At 67.6% G+C, this 11,910-nt stretch carries 8 protein-coding genes; 5 read left to right on the top strand and 3 right to left on the bottom strand.

Annotated elements, in window-relative coordinates; all coding sequences use genetic code 11:
* The first annotated feature begins 27 nt into the window (after positions 1-27).
* The 3 genes from CQ393_RS05640 to CQ393_RS05650 all read left to right on the top strand — a co-directional run bounded on the left by CQ393_RS05640 (position 28) and on the right by CQ393_RS05650 (position 4,087).
* Complete coding sequence (locus CQ393_RS05640) at positions 28-2,526, top strand: DNA topoisomerase I (protein WP_153190624.1); 2,499 nt, start codon at positions 28-30, stop codon at positions 2,524-2,526.
* A gap of 179 nt (positions 2,527-2,705) precedes the next feature.
* On the top strand, positions 2,706-3,266 hold the full coding sequence (locus CQ393_RS05645) for a Sua5/YciO/YrdC/YwlC family protein (RefSeq protein WP_153190625.1): 561 nt from the start codon (positions 2,706-2,708) through the stop codon (positions 3,264-3,266).
* 170 nt (positions 3,267-3,436) lie between these two features.
* Positions 3,437-4,087 (top strand): DUF4124 domain-containing protein, encoded by a 651-nt coding sequence (locus CQ393_RS05650; RefSeq protein WP_228114310.1) that lies wholly within the window; start codon positions 3,437-3,439, stop codon positions 4,085-4,087.
* Positions 4,088-4,252: 165 nt separating this feature from the next.
* Here CQ393_RS05650 and CQ393_RS05655 read toward each other — a convergent pair whose 3' ends face one another.
* Positions 4,253-7,156, bottom strand: coding sequence for a TonB-dependent receptor (locus CQ393_RS05655; protein ID WP_228114305.1), 2,904 nt, complete (start codon positions 7,154-7,156; stop codon positions 4,253-4,255).
* Positions 7,157-8,170: 1,014 nt separating this feature from the next.
* Positions 8,171-8,944, bottom strand: a complete 774-nt coding sequence (locus CQ393_RS05660; RefSeq protein ID WP_153190627.1) for an SDR family oxidoreductase — start codon at positions 8,942-8,944, stop codon at positions 8,171-8,173.
* A gap of 35 nt (positions 8,945-8,979) precedes the next feature.
* On the opposite strand from CQ393_RS05660, the gene CQ393_RS05665 reads away from it, so the two are divergent.
* Positions 8,980-9,531, top strand: coding sequence for a hypothetical protein (locus CQ393_RS05665; RefSeq protein ID WP_153190628.1), 552 nt, complete (start codon positions 8,980-8,982; stop codon positions 9,529-9,531).
* An 81-nt stretch (positions 9,532-9,612) separates the two neighbouring features.
* A complete protein-coding gene (locus CQ393_RS05670; RefSeq protein WP_153190629.1) occupies positions 9,613-9,834 on the top strand; it encodes a hypothetical protein in 222 nt (73 codons plus the stop codon).
* Positions 9,835-9,957: 123 nt separating this feature from the next.
* Here the strand turns inward: CQ393_RS05670 and sppA are convergent, their stop codons facing one another.
* Entirely contained in the window at positions 9,958-11,865 is a 1,908-nt protein-coding gene (gene sppA, locus CQ393_RS05675; protein ID WP_153190630.1) for a signal peptide peptidase SppA, read from the bottom strand.
* Positions 11,866-11,910: the final 45 nt, after the last annotated feature.

The following is an 11,910-nucleotide window of genomic DNA, read 5'->3' on the forward strand; positions in this document are numbered from 1 at the left end:
CCGCCCTCCCCCGCAAGAATCATTGACATGCCCAAGCACCTGCTCATCGTCGAATCGCCCGCCAAGGCCAAGACGATCAACAAATACCTCGGCAAGGACTTCACCGTCCTGGCCTCGTATGGGCACGTGCGCGACCTGGTTCCGAAGGAAGGCGCGGTCGATCCGGATCACGGCTTCGCCATGCGCTACGACCTGATCGAGAAGAACGAGAAGCATGTCGAGGCCATCGCCAAGGCCGCCAAGGGCGCCGAGGACATCTTCCTGGCGACCGACCCGGACCGCGAGGGCGAGGCGATCAGCTGGCACATCGCCGAGATCCTGAAGGAACGCGGGCTGCTGAAGGACAAGACGATGCAGCGCGTGGTCTTCACCGAGATCACCCCGCGTGCGATCAAGGAAGCGATGGCGCAGCCGCGCGCCATCGCCGACGACCTGGTCGACGCCCAGCAGGCGCGCCGGGCACTGGATTACCTGGTCGGCTTCAATCTCTCCCCGGTGCTGTGGCGCAAGGTGCAGCGCGGCCTGTCCGCCGGCCGCGTGCAGAGCCCGGCGCTGCGCATGATCGTCGAGCGCGAGGAGGAGATCGAGGCGTTCAAGGCGCGCGAATACTGGTCCATCGAGGCCGACTGCGCGCACCCGACCCAGCATTTCTCGGCCAAGCTCATCAAGCTGGACGGGCAGAAGTTCGAGCAGTTCACCATCACCGACGGCGACACCGCCGAGGCCGCGCGCCTGCGCATCCAGCAGGCCGCGCAGGGCCGGCTGCACGTCACCGACGTCGCCAGCAAGGAGCGCAAGCGCCGCCCGGCGCCGCCGTTCACCACTTCCACGCTGCAGCAGGAAGCCTCGCGCAAGCTCGGCTTCACCACGCGCAAGACCATGCAGGTGGCGCAGAAGCTGTACGAGGGCGTGGCGATCGGCGAGGAAGGCACGGTCGGCCTGATCTCCTACATGCGTACCGACTCGGTGAACCTGTCGCAGGACGCGCTGGTCGAGATCCGCGACGTGATCGCCCGCGACTACGGCACCGCCTCGCTGCCGGACAAGCCCAATACCTACACCACCAAGAGCAAGAACGCCCAGGAGGCGCACGAAGCGGTGCGCCCGACCTCGGCGCTGCGCACCCCGGCGCAGGTCGGCAAGTACCTGACCGACGACGAGCGCAGGCTCTACGAGCTGATCTGGAAGCGCGCCGTGGCCTGCCAGATGATCCCGGCCACGCTCAACACGGTCAGCGTCGACCTCTCCGCCGGCAGCGAGCACGTGTTCCGCGCCAGCGGCACCACCGTGGTGGTGCCCGGCTTCCTGGCCGTCTACGAGGAAGGCAAGGACAGCAAGAATGCGGAAGACGAGGACGAGGGCCGCAAGCTGCCGGCGATGAAGCCCGGCGACAACGTGCCGCTGGAGCGCATCGCCGCCGACCAGCACTTCACCCAGCCGCCGCCGCGCTACACCGAAGCGGCGCTGGTCAAGGCGCTGGAGGAATACGGCATCGGCCGTCCCTCGACCTACGCCTCGATCATCCAGACCCTGCTGTTCCGCAAGTACACCGAGATGGAAGGCCGCAGCTTCAAGCCCACCGACGTGGGCCGCGCGGTGAGCAAGTTCCTGTCCAGCCACTTCACCCGCTACGTCGACTACGACTTCACCGCCAAGCTCGAGGACGAGCTGGACGCGGTGTCGCGCGGCGAGGAGGAATGGGTGCCGCTGATGCAGCGCTTCTGGGGCCCGTTCAAGGAACTGGTGAGCGACAAGAGCGAATCGCTGGACCGCACCGACGCCGGCAGTTCGCGCACGCTCGGTACCGATCCTGCGAGCGGCAAGGAAGTCAGCGCGCGCATCGGCCGCTTCGGCCCGATGGTGCAGATCGGCACCGTCGATGACGAAGAGAAGCCCAAGTTCGCTTCGCTGCAGCCGGGCCAGAGCATCTATTCGATCTCGCTGGACGACGCGCTGAAGCTGTTCGACATGCCGCGCAAGCTCGGCGCCGACGCCAATGGCGAGGAAGTGAGCGTGGGCATCGGCCGCTTCGGCCCGTTCGCCAAGCGCGGCAGCACCTATGCCTCGCTGAAGAAAGAGGACGACCCATACAAGATCGACCTGGCGCGCGCCGTCTTCCTGATCGAGGAGAAGGAAGAGATCGCGCGCAACCGCATCATCAAGGAGTTCGAGGGCTCGGACATCCAGGTGCTCAACGGCCGCTTCGGCCCGTACATCAGCGACGGCACCCTCAACGGCAAGATCCCCAAGGACCGCGAGCCGGCCTCGTTGACCCTGGCCGAAGTGCAGCAGCTGATGGCCGAGACCGGCAAGCCTGCGCGCAAGGGCTTCGGCGCGAAGAAGGCCGCGGCCAAGAAGACGGCGGCGAAGAAGGAAGCCGCGCCGAAGAAGGCCGCCGCGAAAAAGGCGCCGGCCAAGAAGGCAGTGAAGAAGACGACGGTCAGGACCGCGACCAAGAAGGTCGCCGCGAAGAAGACCGTGGTGAAGAAGAAGGCCGCCGCGGCCGACGACGCGCCGCCGTTCTGATGCCTGACGCCCGAAGGAAAAGTCGGTAACCACTGCCCTTCTTCCATCGGGAGAGGGTGCGCGAAGGGCGGATGAGGAACGAACGGAGTCAAGTCAATCGCACCCTCACCGGCTCCATCGCCCCTCACCCCACTCCCTTTCCCGGAGGGCGAGGAGGCTTTCACGGCTTCACTCTCACCATGCTCGAACTGACCCTGCAATCCGCCCCCCTCACCCTCCGCACCGGCGGCGTCATCGCCTACCCGACCGAGGCGGTCTGGGGCCTGGGCTGCGATCCGGCCAACGAAGCGGCGGTGATGAAGCTGCTGGCGCTCAAGCAGCGCCCGGTCGAGAAGGGCATGATCCTGGCCGCCGCCGACGTGGCGCAGCTGGAGGGCTGGATACGGCTCGACGCGCTGGCCGACGACCGCCGCCAGGCCGTGCTGGACAGCTGGCCCGGCGCCAATACCTGGATCGTCCCGGCCGGCCCCCGCACGCCGCGCTGGATCACCGGCACGCACGATGGCGTCGCCGTGCGGGTCAGCGCGCATCCGCTGGTGCGCGCCCTGTGCGACGCCTGGGGCGGCCCGCTGGTCTCGACCAGCGCCAACCTCGCCAGCCAGCCCCCGGCACGCAGCCGCGGGCAACTCGACCCGGCTCTGCTCGCGCAGCTCGATGGCCTGCTCGACGGCGCCACCGGCGGGCTCGCTCAACCGACCCGCATCCGCATCGCCGCCACCGGCCAGGTGCTGCGTGATTGAGGCCAGATCCCCGTAGGGTGCGGGGCTTGCCCCGCACGGGACCCCACCGGCGATGCCCCATCGCGCACTGAAGTGCGCTCCTACCCGCCGCCCGCCACATGCGGCAACATGGCGGCATGCGCGTCCGCCTGCTCCTGCTCGGGTCCCTGACCCTGCAGCCCACCGTGGCGATGGCCGCCGAGCCGCCGCCGGCCGGCAGCGTGCGCATCTACCGCTGCGTGGCGGGCAATGGCGCCATCGCGCTGCAGGATGCCCCCTGCGACGACAACCACCGCCAGCAGGTGCTGGACATGCAGCGCCCGCAGGATCCGCCGCCGCGGCCGCCCCCGGCCTCGAGCGCGCCCGCCGCCACCGCGCCGGCCGAACGCGAGATCCGCATCGTCACCGCGCAGCCGCCGCAGCCGTTGTACGAATGCATCGCCCCGGACGGCGGGCGTTATACCAGCGACGACGGCGTGGGCAACCCGCGCTGGGTGCCGCTGTGGGTCGGCGGCTACTACCCGCCACCGCGCGTGGGCGGCAGCGTTTCCGGCAGTGCCTCGCTCGGTTCCGGCCGGATATCCATCGAAGGCGGGCGGCCGCCCAGCCACGGCCACGGCCATCGCCCCTACCCGGGCGGCCCGGCGGTCGCCACCGGCACCTGGGTCCGCGACACCTGCCATCCGCTGCCGCAGCAGGAAGTCTGCGCGCGCCTGCACGACCGTCGCTGGGAACTGATACGCCGCTACAACAGCGCCCTGCAGAGCGAACGCCAGGACCTCACCCGCGAGCAGCGCGGCATCGAGGCGCGGCTGGCACGGGACTGCGCCGCGGCTCCCTGACGCGCTGCAGGTCGATGGCCCGGGTCATCGGCGCTCCGCCCTACGCACGTGCAGGCGCTCCCAACCGGACGGCCACCAAGGAAAAACCCCACGTTTCAGCAACGCGGGGCTTCCTGTGAAACCGCTCCGGCCTCCTGCGAGGCCGGAGCACGTACTACACCGGCGTCAGAACGAGTAACGCACGCCCAGATAGGCGCGGCGCGGCTCGACCCATTCCACGGCCTGGCCGAAGTCGTAGATGCCGTCGCCCGCGACGAGGTCCTGCATGCGGGTGGCGCTCTGCTTGTTCAGGATGTTGAAGATGTCGAGGAACACTTCGATTTTGCCCACAGGAAGCGCCTTGGTGTACTTGGCGCGCACGTCCAGGGTGGAATAGGACGGGCTTTCCTCGCTGCCCACCGCTCCCGGCGACAGCCAGGTGTCGGTCACGCCTTCGTACTCGTAGGGATCGTCCATCATCGGCAGATGGCGCCTGGACGTCAGCCAGGTACGGCTGTACAGCGTGCCGCTGTTCCAGTTGAACACGCCGCTCAGTTCCAGGCCGAAGTCCCAGTAGTAGGTGGCGAAGGACTTGAACTGCCGCTTGATGTTGCCCGGCTGCGGGCCCCATACGTTGGGCGCGCGCGGATCCAGCGCGATCCAGTCGCCCTGGTAGTCGGCGTTGCCGTCCGAGTTGGAGTTGCCGTGCGCGTCGTTCAGGGTGAGCGACATCATGCCCTGCCAGTTGTTGCTCTTGACCTTCTGCAGGGTGACTTCCAGGCCCTTGTACTCGCGCTTGCCGCCCTTCAGCGTGCCGAGCACGTAGTTCGTGCCGGGATTGTCGGTATAGCCGAAATAGGAATACGGCAGGTAGAAGTACGAGCCTGCGGGAGCCTGGCTGTCCTCGCCCACGCCATCGGGGTCGGAATACAGGCCCAGGTCGTAGTCCTCCATGATGTCCTTGGTCTCGCGCTTGGTCAGCGTCACCGAGAACGTGTAGTCCTGGCCGAAGTTGGTGGCGTAGCCGAGCATCAGCTCGTCGGTGTACGGTGTCTTGATGTTAGGCGCGATGGCCGCATCGCCCGGCCCGCGCTGGCGGAAGGTGTACCACTGGCCGTCGATGTTGACCTGCTCGTCATAGGTCGGGCCGGTGACCGCACCGGCGAAATCGGCCATGTCCGCACGGATCGGATCGTAGTAGCGGCCGTAGTAGGCCCAGACCTTGCTGCGGCCATCGCCATTGATGTCGTATGCCAGCGACAGCCGCGGCGCGATGTTCCAGTCGAACTTGTGGATCGTCGCCCCGGCCGAATTGACGAACTCGGTGCGTTCGGCGCGCACGCCGACATTGGCCGAGAACTTGTCCAGGGTCCAGCTGTCCTGCAGGTAGGCCGAGGTCTGCTTGGACTTGACCGTGTACGCCAGCCCTTCGTTTTCCGATTGCAGGATGCGGTAGACGTTGACCTGGTTGTAGGGATTGCCGGTGGTGTCGGTGAAGGTCTTTGCCAGCAGCTGGGCCTGGGTCAGCCCGGTGGCGGCCATGAGCCGGCTCATGTCCGTGGAGGAGATGGCCAGCGGCCCGCGCCATGCGTAACCGCCGATGCCCATGTACTGGGCCATGGTCGTGCCCGCATCGCCCGCGCTGATGGAGGTATAGCGCGGCCCGGCCGGGTAGATGGTCTGTTCCTCGTACGTGCCCTCGCCCCTCAGGAAACCCGCCTTGAAGGTGTGGTCGCCCCAGTTCGTGCTCAGCAGGTAGTCCAGGCTGGCGCCGAACTCCTTGGAGTCGCGGTTGGTGATCAGGTTGGAACCGGTGCCGCCCCGGCTGATATCGGCGTTGGTCGCGCCGTCACGGCTATTGTGGAAGGCGACGCTGTTGAACGGATCGTTGCTGGCGGCGAACTGGGAAAGCTCCGATTCGTGCTTGAACGCATACACGTCCAGGCCGAGGTTGTCCCAGTCGTGGGAATACTCGAACTTGTAGTTGTTGCCGCCCTGCTTGCGGGTGAGGTCGCGGTTGTTCGGCACGGTGGGATCGAGCGACCCGCTGCGATCCAGCGGATCGTTGAAGAAGGTGGCGGTCAGGCGGTCGCGCTCCGTCAGCTGCCAGGTCAACTTGCCGAAGCTGCGGTCGCTGTCCTGCTTCACCGTGCGCATGACGTCCTGGGTGACCGGATCGACCACGTCTTCCTCGCGGTTGACGCGCTGGTAGGACGCGAAGAACCACAGCTTGTCCTTGATGATCGGACCGCCCAGGGTGACGGCCGTGTCGTAGGTGGAGAAGCTGGAATCGTCCAGGTGTTTGTTCTTGGACACCAGCCTGTCGTTCTGCAGGTAGTAGTTGACCGAGCCGTGCCACTCGTTGCTGCCCGACTTGGTGATGACCTTGGAGATCAGGCCCTGGCCGCCGGCGTATTCGGCGGGGATGCCGCCGGTCAGCACCTGCATTTCCTGGATGATCTCGGAATTCAGGTTGGAGCCGAAGGTGCCGGTCGACGGATCAGTGACGTTGACGCCGTCGATGTAGTAGAGGTTGTCGGTCGACGAGCCGATGGCGCCGTCGATGTCGGAATAGTTCACGCCGGACTTCGATGCCGGGTTGCCGCCCGCCGACGGCTTCACGCCCGGTACCAGCTGCAGGTAGCTCTGGTAGCTGCGCGCGGTCGGCAGCGATTCGGTCATGTCCAGGGTCAGCGTGGTACCGACCACCGCCGAGGTGGTGTCGATGGCGGCCAGGCCGGAGCCGGTCACCATGATCGTGTCCAGGTTGGTAGCGCCGGCGCTGTTGGCGCCGCCGCCCAGGGCGTAGCCCAGGCTGAGATCCTTGCCGCTGACCACAGCGACGTTGCTGGCGCTGAAGTCGCTGTAGCCCGTGGCCGATATTTCCACCGTATAGTTGGTCGCCGGATCCAGACCGGTGACGCGCACGGTGCCGTCGGCGCCGGTGGTGGCGGTCTTGCTGATGAGGCTGCTGGGCGAGCTGATCCTGACCGTGGCGCCGGCGACCGGGCCGTCCGCGCCGCGGATGGTGATACGCAGGCCGCCGGTATCGGCCAGGGCGACACCGACGAAGCACATGCTCAGTGCCATGCTGAGCGCGGTACGTCGCACGCCCCTGGAAAACACATTGAAACCGTGACGAGTAGCCATTCGTAACTCTCTCCGTAAGTTCAAAGGTGTCACCGCTGAACGGGCAGTTCAAATTCTGAACAAATACATAACGAACTGCCCGGCGGGCGAGAGTAACGCAACTTTCGTAACAAATGGAACTTGCGCGTGTCATGTCCATCCGTTAGTGCGACCGGTCCTAAAATTTTCTGGATGCCTGTGATGAACCCCTCCGGACTGGCAGGACTCGACCATCGCTTCCTCTCCGCTGCTCCAATCCTTCCGCAGATCATCCGAACCATACGAAAGTGCCGTTTCAGGTATGCATGCCCGACGCTTGGTGGTGTTCCAACCTGACGAATCCAAACCTGGATGTGAGCCGGCAGGCCTCGCGTCCTGCAAAGCGGGCGCCAGGACCTTCCAAGCAAGGCAGCAGCGAAGCGCGGGTGAACCGCGACGACGCGACCAACGGTCCGTAAAGGCAATGGGAACGGAACGGGCGCTGGCAGCAGCACACACCGGGCAGAGCCCGGCGGCAATCCGCATTTCGAGCTGCCGCCGGGCTACCTCCAGGCCAAGAGCGGAGCCCGGCGTATCGTCTGGCGCCTTGCGGTTATCGCCAGTTGCCCGACACTGGGCACACCCCGGTCTTGCTCAAAGGCGATGAATGCTGAAGAACCGCAGGCGTGCGGTCGCCAGCAGCAGCGTTTCATCGATCAGCCATCCCGCGCGAACAGTGCGGGCGAGCAACTTCCATCAGGCGGCGCCTTGCCGAACGGCAACCGGAGAAGCGCCCTGCCGGTCCATTCCAGCCGCTTCGTCGACGACGCTATTCCCGGCTCTTTCTGCGGCGCCAGCGCCGCAATCGACCCGGCAACAACCGCCCGATCCAACGCCGCGTTTTCCACTCTCGGCCACACCCACAGCCAATACGCACCCACGCTGCAACGGCGAGGTGGAACGGGAGTCAGTCCGCGCCGCGAACGGCACGGCGGCTCAAAACCCGTAGCGCAGGAACCCGCCGTCCACCGCGATGCACTCGCCGGTGACGTAGCTCGATGCCGGCAGGCACAGGAAGCCGACCGCGGCCGCCACCTCTTCCGGTTCGCCGATGCGGCGCATCGGCGTGCGCGCGATCACCTCGTCGTAGTAGTCCGCGTCGGACAGCGGCCCGGAGGTGCGGCGGGTGCGGATGTACCACGGCGCCACCGAGTTCACGCGGATTCCGTCCTCGGCCCACTCGCAGGCGAGGTTGCGGGTCATCTGCTGCAGCGCCGCCTTGGTCATGCCGTAGACCACGCCGCTGCGCACGTGGGTGATTCCGGAAACGCTGCCGACGTTGACGATAGCCGACGCCGCATGGCGGGTAAGCAGCGGGTAGGCATAGCGCGACAGTTCGAATGCGGAGAACAGGTTGGTCTCGAAGATGCCGCGCCATTCGTCCTCGCTGTAGTCGTTGGCCGGCTTGGTGATGTTGCCGCCGGCATTGTTGACCAGCAGGTTCAGGCCGCCATGGTCCTCGACCCAGTCCAGGATCGCCTGGCGGTCCTCGTCGTCGGCGACGTCGGCGGACAGGTCATGGATCGTGCGCTCGGGAAACTCGTCGGCCAGTTCGTCCCGCGCCTGTTCCAGCGCATCGGCATCGCGCGCCACCATCAGCAGATCGGCGCCGAAACCGAGCAGTTCGCGCGCGATCGCCAGGCCGATGCCGGCGCTGGCGCCGGTGATCAGTGCGGTCTGTCCGTCCAGCCGCCAGCGGTTCGTGTTCATGCGTCGTAGCATACCGCCCACCCCACGACCGGCCCATGCCCATGATCCCGCCACCGCGCTTCCGACAGGTCACGGCGGCACTCGTCCTGGCCCTGCTGCTGTGCCGGAGCGAAGCCGCACCGGCGCAGGTGCTGTTCGCCGGCGTGCGGGCCGGCATGACGGCCGAACAGGTACTGGCGGCCGTGCCGGGTGCGGGTGTACCGGCCGAACCGCGCCATCTGCAGGGCGGCGACGAGGAGCGCGTGAGCATCGAGGGCCTGCGCCTGGGCGGCCATGAGTTCGTCGGGCGCGTGTACTACCGCGACGACCAGCTGTCGCAGCTGATGCTCGACCTGGTGCGCCGCGACCTGCCGCCAACGCAGGCGCTGGCGGCCTACGATGCGGTGCTGGCCGCGATGACGGCCCGCCACGGAACGCCGTCGCGGCAGCAGGATTTCCTCGACGATCCGCTGGCGCCGGAGCGCGAGGCGCGCTGGCGGTCGCCAGATGCCGACATCGTCCTGCTCTATCTCGGCAACGGCGATGGCAGGGGGCGGTTCCTGTCGCTGTTGAACGTGGTGTTCAGGCCGCTGCCCGCGGACAGGTGAGGCGGCGAGGACGGCCACGCGGACGCGGGCGCGCAACGGGCGCTGTGTCAGGATATGGCCGGCCTCCACAGGAGCATGCCGATGAACCGCCGTCATTGCCTGTTGCCGTTGACCCTGATCCTGCTCGCCGGTTGCGGCCGCCCACAGCCGCCGGATACCGAGCGCCGGCCCGATCCACAGGCCGCGGCGGTGCGTAAGGCCATGGCGCAGCCGCTGGCGGAAGCCAAGGCCGCCGCGGCCGCGGCCGAAGATGCGGCCAAGGCCGAGCAGAAGGCGCTGCTGGCGACGGGCAACGCCCCGTAGGAGCGCACCCTGGCGCGCGATGGGCCTCCCCGGTGACGCCTCTTAGCGCACCAGAGGGGCGCTGCCGCATACGAAGACGCCGCCCGGAGGCGGCGTCTTCGTCGGTTCACGCGGCGTCGCGCATCACAGCCCGCAGAAGCAGTAGGCCAGCGCCTTCACCGGCGCGCCGTTGCGGTCCTTCACCGCGTCCTCGACGAAGCGCAGCTGCGCGTCCATCTCCGGCATCGTGCGCGCCAGCATCATCCGCGCCAGGCCCGAATCGGACAGCATCCACGCGCCCGCGCGGCTGCCGGCGAAGCCGGTCATGAACTGCGCGAACGGCGTGGCCATCTTCTCGATGTAGCGCACGCGGTACTTGTCCTGTCCGCCGAGCTTGGCGCGCGTGGCGGCGTCGGCCACCGCGGCCTTCAGCCCGCCGAACTCGTCCACCAGCCCGCGCTCCTTCGCCTGCGCGCCGCTCCACACGCGGCCGCGCGCCACCGCGTCGATGGCGTCCACGTCGCGGCCGCGCGCCTGCGCCACCTTGCCGGTGAAATCGGCATAGCCCTTGTCGATCACCGACTGGATCACCCGGCCCACGGCCGGATCCATCGGACGGGTGACGTCGAACGCGCCGGCGAAGCGGGTGGTACCCACGCCGTCGGTGTGCACGCCGATCTTGTCCAGGCTGCGCGCGAAGTTGGGGATCATGCCGAAGATGCCGATCGAGCCGGTGATGGTCGATTCGTCGGCGTAGATGCGGTCGGCGTTCATGCTGATCCAGTAGCCGCCGGAGGCGGCCAGATCGCCCATCGACACCACCACCGGCTTGCCGGCGGCCTTGAGCGCGTCCACTTCGCGGCGGATCTGCTCGGAGGCGAACACCTCGCCGCCGGGCGAATCCACGCGCAGCACCACCGCCTTCACGTCGTCGTCCTCGCGCGCCTCGCGCAGCAGCGCCGAGGTGGAGACGCCGCCGATGCGGCCGGCCGGCAGGTCGCCGCCGGCGATCTCGCCCTCGGCCACCACCACCGCCACCTGCGGGCGCTTGTCGATCGGCGAGCGGCGCGTGTCCACCTGGGTCAGGTAGTCGCCCAGCGCGATCTGGCGGAAGCCGCCGTCGGCATCGCCGTCGGCCACGCCGCGGTCGGCGAGCAGCGCTTCCACTTCCTCGCGGGTCTTCAGCCCGTCCACCAGCTTCTGCTGCAGCGCGAAGCGCGCCAGGTCGCCACCGGCGGCGGCGATGCCCTCGGGCAGGGTGTCGATGCCGGCGGCCAGCTGCGCGGCGTCGAGCTTGCGTGCCTTGGCGATGTCGCCCAGGTAGCGCTGCCACACGTCGTTCATCCAGAACAGGTCGGCTTCCTTGGCCTGCGGCGAGGCGGCGTCCAGCACGTAGGGCTCGGCGGCCGACTTGTATTCGCCCACCTTGAACAGATGCACGTCCACGCCCAGCTTGTCCTGCAGGCCGGCGCGGAAGTACTGGCGGTAGCGGCCCAGGCCCTCAAGCAGCAGGCTGCCCATCGGGTCCAGGTAGACCTCGTCGGCCTGCGCGGCCAGCAGGTACTGCGACTGGCCCATGTTCTCGCTGAAGGCCACGACCTGCTTTCCGGCCGCGCGCAGGTCCTGCAGCGCGGCGGCCACTTCGCGCATCGAGGCGAAGCCGCTGGGCTGGAGCTTGTCCAGGTCCAGCACCACGCGTTCGATCTTCTTGTCGTTCTTGGCGGCCTCGATCGCGCGGATCAGGTCGCGCAGCTGCAGTTCCTCGGCGTTGGTGTCGCCCAGCGCCTTGCCCAACGCGCGGCTGACCGGGTCGGTGCTGTACTGCTCGACCAGCCGGCCTTCCGGCGCGATCACCAGGGCCGTGCGGTCCTGCAGCAGCTTGGCCGACGAGGCGCCTTTGCCCATCGCCACCATGAACAGGATCAGCACCAGGAACAGCAGGCCGAAGAACAGCAGGTTGAGGATCAGCCGGCGGGTGAAGTTCATCACGTCCCACAGCCCGACGAAGAAGCTGGCGATGGGGTTGCGGCGGGGCAGCGGTGGGGGATTCATGGACGCTCCGGAAGGGGCTTGTTGCAACGCAGGATACCCATTACC

This window comes from Stenotrophomonas sp. MYb238 (assembly GCF_009496535.1).
GTDB lineage: Bacteria > Pseudomonadota > Gammaproteobacteria > Xanthomonadales > Xanthomonadaceae > Stenotrophomonas.

Excerpts from the sequence above, each read along its gene's own strand:
- CQ393_RS05650 (WP_228114310.1), top strand. The coding sequence starts at position 3,437 with ATGGCCGCCGAGCCGCCGCCGGCCGGCAGCGTGCGCATCTACCGCTGC.
- CQ393_RS05670 (WP_153190629.1), top strand. The coding sequence starts at position 9,613 with ATGAACCGCCGTCATTGCCTGTTGCCGTTGACCCTGATCCTGCTCGCC.
- sppA (WP_153190630.1), bottom strand. The coding sequence starts at position 11,865 with ATGAATCCCCCACCGCTGCCCCGCCGCAACCCCATCGCCAGCTTCTTC.
- CQ393_RS05655 (WP_228114305.1), bottom strand. The coding sequence starts at position 7,156 with ATGGCACTGAGCATGTGCTTCGTCGGTGTCGCCCTGGCCGATACCGGC.
- CQ393_RS05665 (WP_153190628.1), top strand. The coding sequence starts at position 8,980 with ATGCCCATGATCCCGCCACCGCGCTTCCGACAGGTCACGGCGGCACTC.
- CQ393_RS05660 (WP_153190627.1), bottom strand. The coding sequence starts at position 8,944 with ATGAACACGAACCGCTGGCGGCTGGACGGACAGACCGCACTGATCACC.
- CQ393_RS05640 (WP_153190624.1), top strand. The coding sequence starts at position 28 with ATGCCCAAGCACCTGCTCATCGTCGAATCGCCCGCCAAGGCCAAGACG.
- CQ393_RS05645 (WP_153190625.1), top strand. The coding sequence starts at position 2,706 with ATGCTCGAACTGACCCTGCAATCCGCCCCCCTCACCCTCCGCACCGGC.